This window comes from Mesorhizobium sp. WSM3866 (genome assembly GCF_002294795.1).
Lineage (GTDB): Bacteria > Pseudomonadota > Alphaproteobacteria > Rhizobiales > Rhizobiaceae > Mesorhizobium.
Window position 1 is genome coordinate 339,191 of the sequence record NZ_NSGC01000004.1, and the last position, 15,544, is coordinate 354,734.

General features: G+C 64.3%; 12 protein-coding genes and 1 pseudogene. 10 read left to right on the plus strand and 3 right to left on the minus strand.

All coding sequences use genetic code 11. The annotated features are described in order from the left end of the window. Positions 1-43: 43 nt before the first annotated feature. Positions 44-439, plus strand: a complete 396-nt coding sequence (locus CK222_RS12155; RefSeq protein WP_067319606.1) for a hypothetical protein — start codon at positions 44-46, stop codon at positions 437-439. A gap of 70 nt (positions 440-509) precedes the next feature. Continuing rightward, on the plus strand, positions 510-1,700 hold the full coding sequence (locus CK222_RS12160) for an NADH-quinone oxidoreductase subunit D (RefSeq protein ID WP_067004196.1): 1,191 nt from the start codon (positions 510-512) through the stop codon (positions 1,698-1,700). 225 nt (positions 1,701-1,925) lie between these two features. On the opposite strand, the gene CK222_RS12165 is transcribed toward CK222_RS12160, so the two are convergent. Next, positions 1,926-2,360 carry a hypothetical protein gene (locus CK222_RS12165; RefSeq protein WP_067003930.1) on the minus strand — a complete coding sequence of 145 codons (435 nt, stop codon included), beginning with the start codon at positions 2,358-2,360 and terminating at the stop codon, positions 1,926-1,928. A 627-nt stretch (positions 2,361-2,987) separates the two neighbouring features. After that, positions 2,988-4,173 (minus strand): annotated as a pseudogene (locus tag CK222_RS12175) (Gfo/Idh/MocA family oxidoreductase). 304 nt (positions 4,174-4,477) lie between these two features. Here CK222_RS12175 and CK222_RS12180 point away from each other — a divergent pair. From CK222_RS12180 to CK222_RS12215, 8 genes are all read left to right on the plus strand, one after another. Then, entirely contained in the window at positions 4,478-5,365 is an 888-nt protein-coding gene (locus CK222_RS12180; protein WP_095800653.1) for a MurR/RpiR family transcriptional regulator, read from the plus strand. Positions 5,366-5,436: 71 nt separating this feature from the next. After that, complete coding sequence (locus CK222_RS12185; RefSeq protein ID WP_095800534.1) at positions 5,437-6,219, plus strand: SDR family oxidoreductase; 783 nt, start codon at positions 5,437-5,439, stop codon at positions 6,217-6,219. Next, the gene (locus CK222_RS12190; RefSeq protein WP_245433015.1) at positions 6,216-7,751 is read left to right on the plus strand and encodes a mannitol dehydrogenase family protein; all 1,536 of its coding nucleotides are present in this window, start codon (positions 6,216-6,218) and stop codon (positions 7,749-7,751) included. Before CK222_RS12185 ends, CK222_RS12190 begins: the two co-directional genes overlap by 4 nt. Positions 7,752-7,769: 18 nt before the next feature. Further along, a complete protein-coding gene (locus CK222_RS12195) occupies positions 7,770-8,684 on the plus strand; it encodes a sugar phosphate isomerase/epimerase (RefSeq protein ID WP_095800536.1) in 915 nt (304 codons plus the stop codon). 69 nt (positions 8,685-8,753) lie between these two features. Further along, positions 8,754-9,788 (plus strand): ABC transporter substrate-binding protein, encoded by a 1,035-nt coding sequence (locus tag CK222_RS12200; RefSeq protein WP_095800537.1) that lies wholly within the window; start codon positions 8,754-8,756, stop codon positions 9,786-9,788. Between the two features lie 153 nt (positions 9,789-9,941). Continuing rightward, complete coding sequence (locus tag CK222_RS12205) at positions 9,942-11,489, plus strand: sugar ABC transporter ATP-binding protein (protein ID WP_095800654.1); 1,548 nt, start codon at positions 9,942-9,944, stop codon at positions 11,487-11,489. Further along, positions 11,486-12,472 (plus strand): ABC transporter permease, encoded by a 987-nt coding sequence (locus tag CK222_RS12210; RefSeq protein WP_067003944.1) that lies wholly within the window; start codon positions 11,486-11,488, stop codon positions 12,470-12,472. Before CK222_RS12205 ends, CK222_RS12210 begins: the two co-directional genes overlap by 4 nt. Continuing rightward, entirely contained in the window at positions 12,469-13,455 is a 987-nt protein-coding gene (locus CK222_RS12215) for an ABC transporter permease (protein ID WP_067003946.1), read from the plus strand. The genes CK222_RS12210 and CK222_RS12215 overlap by 4 nt, the downstream gene beginning before the upstream one ends. A gap of 9 nt (positions 13,456-13,464) precedes the next feature. Here CK222_RS12215 and CK222_RS12220 read toward each other — a convergent pair whose 3' ends face one another. Further along, positions 13,465-15,534, minus strand: coding sequence for a response regulator (locus CK222_RS12220; RefSeq protein ID WP_095800538.1), 2,070 nt, complete (start codon positions 15,532-15,534; stop codon positions 13,465-13,467). Between the last annotated feature and the right edge of the window lie 10 nt (positions 15,535-15,544).

A 15,544-nucleotide genomic window follows, 5' to 3' on the forward strand; every position in this document is an offset into this window, starting at 1 on the left:
GAGGGGTTGTGTCGTCAGACTTCGATACATGGAAGGAAAGACGATGCGGACATTGACGATGATGCTCGCTCTTTCGACCCTTGCCCTGGCGCAGTCGGTCTCGGCTCAACACGCCGATCCGCAATCGCCCCAGGTTCTGCCCCCGGCTGAACAACCTCGGCTCGACCAGGTGCAACCCGATCCGCCAAGTTCCGGCCAGACCGTTACCAACGTCGTGGTGGTGGCGATGGAGGACCTGCCCGCGGAGATCAAGGTCCAGGCCGAAGCCGTGGTCACCAGGACAACCGCCACGGACCTGGCCAAGCTGCAGAAATCGATCGATGCCTCGCCCGAGGCGGTATCGGTGCTGCATGCGAACGGGCTGAATTCCTCGCAGGTCGTCGCGGCCAACATCGACGGCGACGGCACGCTGACGCTGATCATCCAGACCACGACATGATCAGCGGCGCCGCGGGCGGTTGACCCGACTGCAGCGGCCAAACAAAATGAGAGTCCGCGAAGAGGCCGCCATGGCCGAAACCGCAATTCGCAACTTCACGCTCAACTTCGGACCGCAGCACCCGTCGGCGCATGGTGTGCTCAGGCTGGTGCTGGAACTCGACGGCGAGATCGTCGACCGCGCCGATCCGCATATCGGCCTGCTCCACCGCGGCACCGAGAAGCTGATCGAATACAAGAACTATCTGCAGGCCCTGCCCTATTTCGACCGGCTCGACTATGTGGCGCCGATGAACCAGGAGCATGCCTTCTGCCTCGCCGCCGAGAAGCTGCTCGAAATATCGGTTCCCCGGCGCGGACAGCTTATCCGCGTCCTGTTTTGCGAGATCGGCCGGCTGTTGTCGCACCTGCTCAACGTCACCACGCAGGCGATGGATATTGGCGCGCTGACGCCGCCGCTCTGGGGCTTCGCCGAGCGGGAGAAGCTGATGGTCTTTTATGAGCGCGCGTCGGGCGCGCGCATGCATGCCAACTATTTCAGGGTCGGCGGCGTGCATCAGGATCTGCCGGGAGAGTTGCTCGACGACATCTGGAATTTCTGTGATCCGTTCCTGGGAACTTTGAGCAATCTCGATGAACTCCTGACCGAAAACCGTATCTTCAAGCAGCGCAATGTCGACGTCGGCGTGATCGGACAGGACGATGCCTGGGCCTGGGGTTTCTCCGGCCCGATGGTGCGCGGCTCGGGCGCGGCCTGGGATTTGCGCAAGGCGCAACCCTATGAATGCTATCCCGAAATGGATTTCGACATTCCGGTCGGCAAGCACGGCGACTGCTACGACCGCTATCTCGTGCGCATGGAGGAGATGCGGCAGTCGGTTAGGATCATGAGGCAATGTCTGGAGAAGCTGCGCTTGCCCGACGGGCACGGCCCGGTCGCCGTACCGAACCAGAAGATCACGCCGCCGCCGCGCGCCACCATGAAGCGTTCCATGGAGGCGACGATCCACCATTTCAAGCTCTACACCGAAGGCCATCATGTGCCGCAGGGCGAGGTCTACGCCGCGGTGGAGGCGCCCAAAGGCGAATTCGGCGTCTATCTTGTCTCTGACGGCAGCAATGTTCCGTACCGCTGCAAGATACGTGCGCCGTCTTTCGCCCACCTTCAGGCGATGGACTTCCTGTCGCGCGGGCACATGATCGCCGATGTCGCGGCCATCATCGGATCGCTGGATATCGTGTTCGGAGAGATCGATCGCTGAGTGGAGGTGCGGCGCGGGCAGCCCTAAGAGCAAATTCCAGACACAGTCCCAAACTTCGCGCGGGGAATTGCATCAACAGCAGAATGAGCGAAAGCAAAAAGATAGAGCGGTTCGACGTTCTCGCAAAACGGTGAATCGCTCTAGCTACCGACGGCTGGGGACAACTCCCCTCCGTCTCCGATAAGGATTGAACTTGCCGCGGTTCTTCGAACCGCGGCAGTCGTCTTAGTGCATGAACACCGATCTCAGCCAGGCAAGAATGCCCGAGCCTGGAGAGATGGCCGCGCGAACGCGGGACGCCGCCCAGCGTGCCGGCAGATTGGCGCCGACATGGCAATGGCAGACGACCTCGTGCAGTTGCCAGTCGCTGAGTTCGAAGAAGCGCTTTGCTTCGCCGTAGGTGTCGTCCTTCAGGCCCTGAGCACGAAAGATCGGGTCTTCGAAGGCGACAGTAATCGGCGATCCGGTGGAACGCATCTTTTCGCGCACGTCGGGTGTGGCGTATTCGGTGCCCGCAAGCGCCATAAGGCGCCGGCCGGGATCCTGCTCGAGAAGTTGCGCCCAGCGTTCGAGGCGTTGGCCACGACTGGCGATGAGAACCGCTGCTTCAGCATGAACGTCGGCAACGGCATTGAGTTGGTCTACGGTTTGGTGCTTCAAGGCCGCCTCCTATGTCGGCAGATGATCACCCGCCCCGCAAACGGAACTAAGGCGCTGCATGGCGCCGGCAAGGGCGAAATGGGCGACGGGAAATCATTTGATCGTCATTCGTGTCCGACCCCGCCGAAGCGCGGCGGGATCGCTGTGGAACCATCCCCGGTCGAGGCCGTTCTGCCATGCGTCAGCCGCCGGTGATCAGGTGTCGATGAAGCGTCGGATGAGGCGGCTCTACCCATCATGTTCTGGTCGGGCAGATACCGGTTGCCCAAACCGCATCTCGCGGACTGCTCTGCCAGCGCAACGAGGGACCACCTTATGGCTATTCTCCCCACTCCCGACCCCACGCCAACGCCGGTCCCCACGCCGCCGCCGTTTCCCGACCCAAAACCGATGCGCGAACCAGATCCGGAGAGGCTGCCGGACGAGGAACCCGTTCCCAATCCGGATGAGAACGACGTGCCTCCCAAGCACTCGGGTGCGCTCGGTGCAGGGCCACGAGGCCATATCGGTGCGGGACATCATCGATGAGGCCGACCTCGGCCGCTCGGCTGATTGGCCACACGTCGGCCGGTCGCGCCGCCCCGCATTGTAAAGCGGATTGAACGATTCAAAGCACCAAGCCGGCGTCTATTCAAACCGCGCCGGCGTCCAGGCTCCTCCGGCCGCGTTCGACTCCACTGCCGCCGCCAGGAACTTCACACCACGAGCGCCGTCGACGAACGTCCGGCACCTGCGCCGCGCGCGCAACATCGACCGCAGCGCCCGCTCGATGCGCGCGGATGATGTCGGCGGCATCGCGGTAGAAATTGGCGAAGGCCTCGATATAGCCCTCGGGATGCGCCGCCGGCATGCGCGAGACGCGCCGGGCTTCCGTCGTCGAGCCGTGGCCGCCGCGCACCAGCGTGCGTGCCTCCTCGCCATACGGCGCGAAGCGCAGTTCCTCCGGCCGCGTGCCCGACCATTCGAGCCCGGCCCGGTCGCCATAGATGCGCACCGAGAGATCGTTGTAGTGGCCGGGCGAAGTCTGGCTGGCGAGGATGGTGCCGCGCGCCCCGCCGGTCCAGCGCACCAGGACATGCGCGTTGTCGTCGAGGCGACGACCTGGCACGGCGGTGAAAAGGTCCGCCGATACGGCGTCAGCCTCGAAGCCGGAGATGAAGCTCGCCAGGTTGAAGGCGTGCACGCCGATGTCGGCAAGCACCGCCGATTGCCCGGCGCGCGCAGGGTCGGTGCGCCATTCGGCCTGCTTCTGGCCTTGCGCGTCGATCGGCTGCGTCAGCCAGTCCTGGATGTAGGCACCGTGCACGGACAGGATGCGGCCGAGTTCGCCCGCTGCCACCATTTCGCGCGCCTGGCGCGCCATGGCGTAACCGGTGTTGTTCAATGTGACGAGGAAGCGGCGCTTCTTGGCTTTCGTCAGCGCCACCAACGCCTCAGCCTCGGCAAGCGTTGTCGACAGCGGCTTGTCGCAGATGACGTCGATGCCGGCTTCTAGGAAAGCAGTGGCGATCGGCGCATGCAGATGGTTGGGCGTGACGATGACCACCGCCTCGATGCCGTCCGTCCGCGCCGCTTCGGCCTTTGCCATCGCATGGTAGTCGTCATAGCTGCGCTCCGGCGCGATGCCGATCTCAGCGGCGGATGCCGCAGCGTTCTCGGCATCCGAGGACAGCGCACCCGCCACCAGCAGGATCTGGTCGTCGAGCCGCATGGCCAACCGATGAACCGCGCCGATGAAGGCGTTGCGACCGCCGCCGACCATGCCGACCGTCAGGCGCCTGCGGAAGGTTCCGTCAGCGGTTGCGGAGACCATGGTTCGAGTCCTCCCGGATGCCGTCCAGCACAGGGACTATAGGAGGCGCCTCGCCAATTTCGAACAGCCTTTCCAAATTTTGTTTTGTAAAACGATCGTGCCGCACTAGCCTTATGCGAGACCGGTGGAGGAGGGTTCGAATGGTGAAGCGTCGCATGGCTACCTGCCGGCTTGTCCAGGCGATGGAAGCAAGACAATCGCTTCAGGTTTTGAATTCTCCCCTTTCTCCAAACGTCGACAATTGGCGATCTTCATCGCAAGTTCGGGGCGCCTCAGGTACAACAGCTCGAATCCGGCCCATCTGATGAGCGGCGCACGAACCTCACCCGGCGAGAGCGTTACCCGGAAACGCGGCCGTTCGCTGGCGGCACTTGGCCACACGAAACCACAAACCTATGAGGAGCTGCGCGCGGTGCTCTCCTCCGGCACCGTGCATTTCCCGAAAAGGATGCGCCAGGTCGCCATCTTCCTATGGCAGCATCCGAGCGACGTTGCGCTTGGCACCATCGCCCAGGTGGCGGCGCAGGCAGGCGTGCAGCCCTCGACGCTGGTACGCTTCGCGCAGATCTTCGGCTATGCCGGCTTTTCCGACTTCCAAGGCCTGTTCAAGGACCACATGAAAGGCTCCTGGCCGGAAGGACGCACGCGCGACAACAAGGGACCGGCAGCAGCCGAACCCCACGCCGACTTGCATTTCCTCAACGGCATGGTCGGCGCCTCGCAGGCTTCGCTCAACCGCATCGGCAATGGCTTCGACACCGACAGCTTCGACAAGATGGCCGACTTGCTGGCGGGAGCCGAGCTGATCTATGTCATCGGCAGCAAGCGCGCTTTCCCGGTCACCACCTATCTGTCGCTGACGCTGTCGCAACAGGGCGTGCGCAACGTGTTGGTCGACAATGTCGGCTCGACCGCGCTCGATCAGGTCGGCTGCATAAGCCAGCGCGACGCGGTGCTCGCCGTTTCCTTCAGCCCTTACAACTCGATTACGCCAGACCTGGTCGCCCTCGCCCATGATCGCGGAGCACGCATCGTCGCCATCACCGACAGCACCTTCTCACCGCTGGTGAAACTCTCCGACACCTGGCTGGAAGTGGTGGAACAGGACTTCGCAGGCTTCCGCTCGCTCGCCGCTTCGCTCGCCGTCGGCATGGCTTTGGTCCACGGCGTCGTCGCGCGGCGGACAGGTTGATCGGCGCAGTTGACTGCAAGGAACTGTCGTTCCATATTCGAGAAAATAGAAACTTTGTTCCGGGAGGAGGAATGGAGGTTCGGCTCGACGGCAAGGTCTTGTTGATCACCGGTTCGACCCAAGGCATCGGCCGCGCGATTGCCTGGACGGCCGCCCGTTCCGGCGCCGAAGGTTTGCTGATCACCGGCCGCAACCGGCAGCGCGGCGACGCGGTCGCGGCGGAACTGTCGGCGATCGGGGCGCCGTCCGCTTTCCTGGCAGCCGACCTCGGCGTCCCGGAGACTCCGGCCCTGCTCGCCGCCGCATGCACCGAGCGCTTCGGCCGCATCGACGGGCTGGTCAATGCAGGGGCTCTGACCGACCGGGCCTCCTTCGTCGATGCCGGCCTCGACGACTGGACATCATTGTTCGCCGTCAATGCGCGTGCGCCTTTCTTCCTGATGCAGGCGGCGATCGCCGACATGAAAAAGCGCGGACAAGGCGGCGCCGTCGTCAACATCCTGTCGATCAATGCGCATTGCGGCGCGCCGGACCTCGCCGTCTATTCCGCCACCAAGGGCGCTCTGGCGACGCTGACCAAGAATGCCGCCAACGCGCACCGCTTCGATCGCATCCGCGTCAACGGCATCAATGTCGGCTGGACCGACACGCCCGCCGAACGCGTCATGCAGGCCGAAACGCTCGGCCACGGCCCGGGCTGGCTAGACGCGGCCAATGCCGCGCAGCCCTTCGGCCGGCTACTCTCCGTTGCCGACGTAGCGAACCTCGCCGTCTTCCTGCTTTCCGACGCGGCCGGGCCGATGACCGGCGCGCTGATCGACCAGGAGCAATGGGTGATCGGAGCGAACCGGTGAGCATCTCACCCTCCGCCAATCTCGGCCCCGCCCTGCTCGGCGTTGTGCCGCCTGAAGTCCGCAGACCGGCTTACGCTCGCTCGGCGCTGCAGCCGGGCATTGCCCATATCGGCGTCGGCGCCTTTCACCGCTGCCACCAGGCTGAATACACCGATGACCTCCTGGCGGACGATTTCGACCGCTGGGGACTGGTCGGCATCAACATCCGGCCTCCCGTGCTCGCCGCGACGCTCGGCCGGCAGGACGGCCTCTATACGCGGCTCATCCGTCAGAACAACGAGATCGAGGCCCGCGTCATCGGCAGCATCGTCCGTGTGGTCGACAGCCAGCACAGCGCCGCGCCCGCACTCGAGGTGCTCGCCTCGCCCGATATCGAGATGGTCACGATGACGGTGACCGAAAAGGGCTATTGCCACATCCCGTCGAGCGGCGCGCTCGACCTAGACCATCCCGACATTGTCCACGACCTCGCCAACCCCGAGGCCCCGCGCAGCGTGCCCGGCATCCTGGCACGAGCGCTTGAGCTGCGCATGGGCTCGCATGGCCGCCCGGTGACGCTGCTTTCCTGCGACAACATCCCGGCCAACGGCACTATCCTCGGCAATGTCGTGCAGACATTCGCCGAGCGGCGCGGCAACGGCTTGGCGGACTGGATCGCCGCCAATATCGCCTTCCCCTCGGCCATGGTCGACCGCATCGCGCCGGCAACGACCGAGGCCGATATCGAGACGGTCGAGCAGCGCTTCGGCTATCGCGACAGCGCCGTCGTCGTCGGCGAGCGCTTTCGGCAATGGGTGATCGAGAACCGCTTCGCCGGCCGCGTGCCGCGCTGGGACCGCATCGGCGCCGCTTTCGTAGACGACGTCACGCCGTTCGAGCATCTCAAGATGCGGGTGCTGAACGGCGCCCAGACGACGCTCAGCTATCTTGGCGTTTTGGGCGGCTTCGAGCACACATCGGACGCCATGGCCGACCCGTTGCTTGCCACCTTCGTCCGCCGCATGCTGACGGAAGAGACGCTGCCGACGCTGATGCCCGTGCCCGGCATCTCGCCGTCGGCCTATGTCGAGCAAAGCCTTTCGCGCCTCGCCAACACGGCGATCCGCCACCGCAATCACCAGATTGCTACCGACGGCTCGCAGAAGATCGTCCAGCGCCTGCTCAACCCGGTCAGTGATCGCCTGGCTAAGGGCCAAAGCAGCGCGCTGCTGTCGGTTCCGATCGCGGGCTGGATGGCCTATCTGATCAAGGCATCGTCGCGCTTCGGCCGCGCCTGGCAGGTGTCCGATCCTTTTGCCGAAAAGATTGCGGCCATCGCCGACCGCGTTGGTTCGGACAGCAAGGCCCTTGCCAATGCAATCCTTGCCATCGAAGCCATCTTTCATCCGTCACTTGCCGCCAGCGACGTGTTCCATGCAAATGTCGTCACCAGCCTCGATGGTTTGCTGTCAGATGATCCGATGGCCTTTGTCAGACATGTGTGCGCTGACCCAACAGACGGACGGTTGAAGCGACCAGCACGATCTGCATAGTACGAAGCGGGAGGCATCATGAAGCTTGGACTGCTCACGGCACCATTTCCGGATATTGCTCTCGGCGATGTCGCCGACTGGGCGAACTCGGCCGGCTTCGAAGCGCTCGAGATCGCCTGCTGGCCGAAGACTTCGGGCGCCAGCCGCCGCTATGCCGGCACCAGCCATATCGACGCCGCCGGCACCTCCCCCGCGCAAGCCAAGGACATTGCCGCCGAGCTCGCCGGCAAGGGCCTGACGATCTCCGGTCTCGGTTTCTATCCCAATCCGTTGCATCCCGATCAGGCGCATCGCGATGCGGTGATCGATCACCTGAAGAAGGTGATCGTGCTGGCAAGCCGAATGGGTGTCTCGCTCGTCAACACCTTCTGCGGCGGCGACGCCTCGAAGACTGTCGACGACAACTGGCAGGCCGCGCAGAAAATCTGGCCCGCGATCATCGCCCACGCGCGCGAGCACGGCGTCAAGCTCGCCTTCGAGAACTGCCCGATGATCTTCAGCTATGACGAATGGCCGGGCGGACACAACATCGCCTATTCGCCCTATGTCTGGCGCCGGATTCTCGAGGCCTGGGGCGGCGACGTCGGCATGAATTTCGACCCCTCGCATCTCGTCTGGCAGATGATCGACAAGGAACGCTTCATCCGCGAGTTCGGCCCGCACATGCTGCATGTGCATGCCAAGGACCTGATGATCGATCATGATGGTTTGTATGAGCGCGGGATCCTTTCCGCAGGCATAGGCTGGCAGGTGCCACGCATGCCGGGGCTTGGCGACATCAACTGGAGCAGCATCTTTTCGGGCCTTTACCGGGCCGGATATGACGGGCCGGTGGTCATCGAGCATGAGGACCGCCGGTTCGAGGGAAGCGACGAGAAGGTCAAGCGCGGTTTTCTGCTGGCTCGCGACGTGCTGCGCCCCTTCGTCAAATGAGGTGACAAACGGCTAGGCTTCGATCGCTTCGGAGCCCAGGAACTGAAATCAATGTGGAGGAGTACTGAAATGAAGAAATACTTGACCATGGCCCCACTGCTTGCCGGCGCTGCCTTGCTTGGCTCGGTGGGCGTGTCGTCCGCCGAAGGCAAATACACGATCGGCATCTCCAACACCGTGCAGGGCAATGGCTGGCGTGAGGAAATGATCTGCGCCATGAAGGCCCAGGCGCTCGCCTCCGGCGAAGTGGCGAAGCTCAACATCGCCCACCGCAACACCGACGCCGCCGGCCAGCTCGAGGACATCCGCAATCTGATCAGCGCCAAGGTAAACGCCATCGTCGTCAACCCGGCCGATCCGGCCGGCATCAAGGCCGGTCTGGAGGAAGCCACCAAGGCCGGTATCGTCGTCGTTGCTGTCGACCAGGCGGTGACCGAGCCGTCCGCATACATCATCTCCAACAACCAGGAACAGTATGCTTATCTCGGCGCCAAGTGGCTGTTCCAGCAGATGGGCGGCAAGGGCGAGGTGCTGTACATGCGCGGCGCCGCCGGTGCTTCCGCCGACAGCGACCGCGACAAGGGCTTCAAGAAGGCGCTGGCCGAATTCCCCGACGTGAAGGTCGCGCAGGAAGTCTTCACCGGCTGGCAGCAGGACCAGGCCAAGCAGCAGATCCTGTCCTTCCTCGCCACCGGAACGCCGATCAACGGCATTTGGACCTCCGGCATCGACAACGTCATCGTCGACGCTCTGGTCGAGCAGCAGGCGCCGATGGTGCCGGTTGTCGGCGCCGACAATGCCGGCTTCGTCGGTCAGTTGAACACGGTTAAGGGTCTGGTCGGCGCTGCCGTCACCAATCCCGGCTCGATCGGCGGCGCCGGCGTTACGCTCGCACTGCAGATCCTCGACGGCAAGAAGCCGGCGCAGCAAACCGTTCTGGTCGAGCCGCAGCTCTGGGAAAATGTCACGGAGGAAGGCAAGGCCAAGCTGAAGGCGGCCGCCGACCCGTCGCTCAGCCCCGAATGGCCGGTCTCGATCTCTATCCCGGACTGGACCACCTACACCAAGGAGCAGATCGTCGCCTGCAAGGGTCCGGGCGAATAATCGCCCGACCGACTTCAACTTCGCAGATTTCGCAAAAGCATCCTACGGTTTTTGCGATAAGGAACTGCGGCAGATAAGGTCGCTGGGACGGCAGGTGCGAACCTGCCGTCCTCGGTGCTTGATGCGAGAACGCTGGTTTTGACGACGAACGAATTGCCGAACAATACATTGCTGGACGCCACCGGCGTGGCGAAGAATTACGGCGCGGTTTCGGCGCTGCGTGACGCATCATTATCGGTGCTGCCGGGCGAAGTGCATGCGCTGATGGGCGCCAACGGCGCCGGCAAGTCGACCCTTGTTAAGATCCTGACCGGTGCGATCCCGGCGGATGCCGGCCGCATCCTGATCCGCGGCGAAGCTCGCGATGTCCGCTCTCCGGCCGCCGCGCGTCGCGCCGGCCTGCTGCCGGTCTACCAGGAACCGGCGCTGATCCCTGACCTCGATGTGCTTTCCAATCTCAGGCTCACTGGCACGCCGGTCGAGCCGTTCCGCGCCTGGGTGCGCGAGCTCGGCATTCCGAACCTCGACATACGCGAGACCGCGCGCGACATTCCGCTGGCCGTCCTGCGTGTGCTCGACCTAGCGCGCGCGCTCGCCGCCGAGCCCGACGTTCTGCTGCTCGACGAGATGACGGCCGCGCTGCCCGCCAACCTTGCCGAAAAAGTGCTGGAAGTCGTGCGCCGCCAGGGCGACAGCGGCCGCTCGGTCATCTTCATCTCGCACCGTTTCGTCGAGATCTCGGCGCTGTGCGACCGAGCCACAGTGCTGCGCGACGGCGCAACCGTCGGCGTCATCGACATCGAGCCCGGCGTCGAGGAAAAGATCGTCGAGATGATGCTTGGCGCCCGTATCGAGAAGACCAGCGTCGCCGCGGCGCGCACGGCAAGCGAAGCGCCGGTCGTGAAGGACAGCCACCCTCGGCTTTCGGTCCGCAACCTGCAGCTCGGCACGAAGCTGCATGACGTCTCTTTCGATCTCGCCAATGGCGAGGTGGCCGGCGTCGTCGCGCTCGAGGGCCAGGGCCAGGACGAGCTCTTCGCCGCCCTTGCCGGCTCGATCCGCCCGGCCGGCGGCACGATCGCCGTCGATGGCGCGCCGGTGAAGTTCTTCCATCCAAGCGATGCCATCCAGGCCGGCCTCGCCTACGTGCCGGGTGACCGCACAGAGGCTTTAGCCATGCAGCGTTCGGTGCGCGAGAACATCGCGCTGCCTTTCAGCGCTGCGCTGCGCAAATGGGGACCGATCAAGGTGCGCCGGGAGCATATGGTGGTTTCAAGCGCCATCGCCCGGCTGCAGATCGACACCCGCGCGCAGGGCGAGGTCCAGCGCCTTTCCGGCGGCAACCAGCAGAAGGTGACGATTGCCCGCTGGATCGCGGCAGATGCCCGCACCATCCTCTGCTTCGACCCGACGCGCGGCATCGATGTCGGCACCAAGCAGGAAATCTACAAATTGCTGCGCGAGCTCGCCGGCCTCGGCAAATCGGTCCTCTTCTACACATCCGAGCTGGAGGAAGTGCAGCGTGTCTGCGACCGCGTCATCGTCATCTTCGGCGGCCGTGTCGTCGACACCTTCCCGGTCGAGCTCGCCGACGAGCCGGCTCTGATGCGGGCCGCCTACGGCCTGCCGCGCGGCGCCAGGGCGGATGTCGGCATCCTTGCCGATGTCAGGCCAACGTCCGACGCGGAGACCGCGCCATGATGCGCTTCCTGCGCCGCCAGGGCTGGGTCGCCGGCCTGCTCGCCCTGCTCGTATTCCTGTTCGTCGTCACCAAGCTGATCCAGCCGGGCTACGGCAGCGGCGACTTCGGCTCGCTGGCGCGGGCGGTTCTGCCCTACGCCTTCGCCGTCGCGGCGCAGACTGTGGTGGTCATCGCCGGCGGCATCGACCTCTCGGTTGCCGCCATGATGGCGCTGACCAGCGTCACCGCCGCTTCGATGATGAACGGCGCCAGCGAGGAATATGCGTACTTCGTCGTGCCCTTCGTGCTGGCCATGGGCCTTGTGCTCGGCGCGCTGAACGGCCTCCTGATCGTGGTGACCCGAGTGCCGGATATCGTGGTTACTTTAGCCACGCTCTTCGTTCTGCAAGGCGCGGCGCTTCTGGTGCTTGACGCGCCCGGCGGCGCAGCCGCCGAGTGGCTGAAGGCCACCGTCGTCGGCACCATGCCGATCCCCGGCCTGCCGGATTGGGCCGATGCCTGGGTCCCGAAGGCGCTGGTGCTGCTGCTTGTCTGCCTCTTCGTCATCTGGATCCCGCTCAGGCGCTCGCGGCTTGGCCTCTCCATCTACGCCATCGGCAGCAACGAGCTCGCCGCCTTCCGCAGCGGTGTGCCGGTGGCCCGCACCAGGATCGTCGCTTACGCGCTCTCCGGCCTGTTCGCAGCACTTGGCGGGCTGTCGCTCACCATCAGCACCGGCATCGGCGCGCCGATCCCCGGTCCCTATCTGCTGGCCAGCGTCGCGGCGGTGGTGCTGGGCGGCGTCGCGCTCGGTGGCGGCAAGGGAGGGCTGCTCGGGCCGATCATCGCCGTCTTCGTGCTCAGGCTGGTGCGCACCGACCTGACGCTTCTGGCCATCGATCCCAACGTCACGGCCATCATCGAGGGCGCGATCATGGTCGCCGTGGTGATGTTCGGCGCCTTCATCACCATCCGGGGCCGCCCGGCAGGAGCAACACCATGACGAACAGCGCGACCATGCCCCAGCCGGTCTCGCTCGGCCGCCGCCTGAAGCGTTTCATGGCGGATCGGCCGCTCATTCCCCTGATCATCCTGCTCGTCATACTGGTGCTGATCCTGCAGGTTCTTCGCCCCGGGATCGTCAACGAGCGCTGGATCGCCAACACCGCCAAGTTCGCCATTCCGCTGGCAATCCTCGCCGGTTGTCAGACCATGACGATGCTCACCGGCGGCATCGACCTCTCGGTCGGCACGGTGGCGACGATGAGCGCCTTCATCATGGCGACGCAAATCGTCAACCAGGATCCGACGGTGGCTTTCATCCTCGCCATGCTGCCGGCGGTGCTGATCGGCCTCGTCAACGGCGTCGGCGTCGGCGTCTTCCGCGTCCATCCGCTGATCATGACGCTCGGCACCAGCCTGATCGGCACCGGCTTCCTGCAGGTTTACCAGCGCACCGTGATCGCCTCCGGCGCCAAGATCCCGGATTTCCTCAACTGGCTCGGCACCGGTCTCACCTACGGCTTCCCCAACGCGCTCTTCCTGTTCGTGCCGGTGGCGGTGCTGATCGTCTTCACCTTGAACCGTACAGGCTTCGGCCGCCTGCTCTACGCCGTCGGCGACAATGAGCGCGCTGCACGGCTTTCGGGCGTCCGCTACTGGCAGGTGATCACGGCGCTCTATGTCATCTCCAGCCTGCTCGCCGGCATCACCGGCCTGCTCTATATCGGCCTGATCAAGGCGCCCTCGCTGTCGCTCGCCGAGCCGCTGGTGCTACCTTCGGTGGCTGCCGCCGTCATCGGCGGCACCTCGATCTTCGGCGGCCGCGGCGGCTATATGGGAACCATTGTCGGCGCGCTGATCCTGACCGTGCTGACGACGCTGCTCACCATCCTGCATATGCCCGAAGGCGGCCGCCGCATCCTCTTCGGTTTCATCGTGCTGTTCGTGACCGCGGCCTATTTGAGGATCATCGAGGACAGGTAACAGGGGAAGCTATGCCGAGGCGTTGATTAGCTTGCCGCGCGCTGCGGCATGTATGGCCACAACAAGGTCTTTTTCGTCGAACGGCTTGCCGACGAGCGCGACATCGAGGGGGCGCTCCACGATTTTCTCCGCATCCGCATAGCCGGTGATCATGACCGCGGGCCAGCCGGCACGCAGATTGCGGGCAAACCGGATCACGTCTATGCCCGAGATAAGGGGCATGGCAAAGTCGGTGACGATCACGTCGAATCGATCCGGCTCTCTCTCAATGGCGGCAAGCGCTTCGGCTCCGCCGGAGGCCCCTACGACCTCGAAGCCGGACTGCCTGAGCGACATGGCCGTCATTTCTCTCAAGGAGTGGCTGTCATCGATGAGCAGAACGGTCAGCGATCGTTCGCCAACCGCCGTGGCGCGCTCCGCGTCGGCAGCCTCGACAGCCTCTGCGCCGGCAACAGCGATAGCCTCGGTGACATCCTGCGGCTGATTGGATCGGGGCAGCCACAGTTCTATGATGGTGCCGCGGTCCACCTCGCTCTCTATCCTGAGCGTGCCGCCCGACTGCTTGGCGAAACCATAGACGGTGCTGAGACCCAGCCCCGTGCCCTTCCCGATCGGCTTGGTTGTGAAAAACGGCTCGACCACCTTGCTTATCATGTCGCCGGCAATTCCGGTCCCGGTGTCCTCGACAGCGACCACCACATAGTCGCCGGCCGGCAGTTCGTCGCCCGCGTGGCCGACGCTGCGGTTGCTCGTCCGGACGAGAACCGTGCCTCCCGAAGGCATTGCGTCTCGCGCATTGAAGATGAGGTTCATCAAGGCGAGCTCGAGCTGCGCCGCATCCACATACACGGGCCATGTGTCGTCACTCACCAGCCACTTGAAGCGCACGAGGCCTCCAAGGACCGGGGCAACCAACCCGTTCATCGTATCCCCAAGGCTCGACAAGGGTACTGCCACGGGCTTCAGGTCCTGGCGCCGCGAAAAAGCGAGCATGCGCTGGACGAGATCCCTGCCTTGCCCGGCGGAGCGGCGTGTCATGTCGAGGATCTTGGTAGCGTTGCCGTCCAGCGTCAGCTGTCGCTCGAGCAGGCTTAGGCCGGAAAGGATCGCCGCGAGGAGGTTGTTGAAGTCATGGGCGAGTCCGCCGGTCAGTTTGCCGATCGCATCGAGCCGCTGCGACTGCAGCAGCTGGCTCTCCAGGCGGCGTTGCTCTGTTATGTCTTGCATGGTGCCAAGCAACTCGAGCCCAGCGTCATCTTTGGAAACCACGCCCCGATCGAAGAAGATGCGATATTCATCATTGGCACACCGCCAGCGAAATTCGCAGCCATAGGACCCCGTCTCGCATGCCGCCGAAAGCGACCTGGTTACCTCCTCGCGATCGTCGGGGTGAACCCGGCTGAGCCCGAAATCCGGATGCGACAGGAAACGGCTCGGCGGGAACCCTGTCAGCCGCTCGACGCCTTTCGAGACGTAGCTTGGGGCGAAAGGCGCCTCAGCCGAGCGGGCATGAAAACAAATTGGAAGCGAGGCAAGAATAGCCTCCTGCCTTGCTTCCGAATGGCGCAGCGCCCGCTCGGCATCGAGTTTGTCCGACTTGGCCTTCAGCGCCTGTTCGAGCAGCCGCTGCTCCCGCGCCGCGTTTCGCTCGATCTCGCGCGTCTTCTCATGAAGATCGACGAAGACCATAACCTTGGAGCGAAGCATCACCGGGTCGAACGGCTTGAACAGGTAGTCGACAGCGCCGACGTCATAGCCGCGCAGCATATGCGCCTCTTCCTTGCTGATCGCGGTAAGGAAGATGATCGGCGTGTTTTTCGATCGTTCACGCCGGCGGATCAGCGTGGCCGTCTCGTAGCCGTCGAGGTTCGGCATGAGCACGTCGAGCAGGATGACGGCGAAATCTTCCTTGAGCAGGAAGCGCAGCGCTTCCTCACCCGACTGGGCACAGACGACCTCGCCGACTTCGCCAAGCACCTCCGCGATGGCAAGCAGATTGCGTTCGTCGTCATCGACCGCGAGAACGCGTGCCCGCAATCCTTCGACCGGTTCGCTTCTTTCTGCCTCGATCGCGGCCATTCCTTTTACC

Excerpts from the sequence above, each read along its gene's own strand:
- CK222_RS12155 (WP_067319606.1), top strand. The coding sequence starts at position 44 with ATGCGGACATTGACGATGATGCTCGCTCTTTCGACCCTTGCCCTGGCG.
- CK222_RS12160 (WP_067004196.1), top strand. The coding sequence starts at position 510 with ATGGCCGAAACCGCAATTCGCAACTTCACGCTCAACTTCGGACCGCAG.
- CK222_RS12180 (WP_095800653.1), top strand. The coding sequence starts at position 4,478 with ATGAGCGGCGCACGAACCTCACCCGGCGAGAGCGTTACCCGGAAACGC.
- CK222_RS12185 (WP_095800534.1), top strand. The coding sequence starts at position 5,437 with ATGGAGGTTCGGCTCGACGGCAAGGTCTTGTTGATCACCGGTTCGACC.
- CK222_RS12195 (WP_095800536.1), top strand. The coding sequence starts at position 7,770 with ATGAAGCTTGGACTGCTCACGGCACCATTTCCGGATATTGCTCTCGGC.
- CK222_RS12200 (WP_095800537.1), top strand. The coding sequence starts at position 8,754 with ATGAAGAAATACTTGACCATGGCCCCACTGCTTGCCGGCGCTGCCTTG.
- CK222_RS12210 (WP_067003944.1), top strand. The coding sequence starts at position 11,486 with ATGATGCGCTTCCTGCGCCGCCAGGGCTGGGTCGCCGGCCTGCTCGCC.
- CK222_RS12215 (WP_067003946.1), top strand. The coding sequence starts at position 12,469 with ATGACGAACAGCGCGACCATGCCCCAGCCGGTCTCGCTCGGCCGCCGC.
- CK222_RS12220 (WP_095800538.1), bottom strand. The coding sequence starts at position 15,534 with ATGGCCGCGATCGAGGCAGAAAGAAGCGAACCGGTCGAAGGATTGCGG.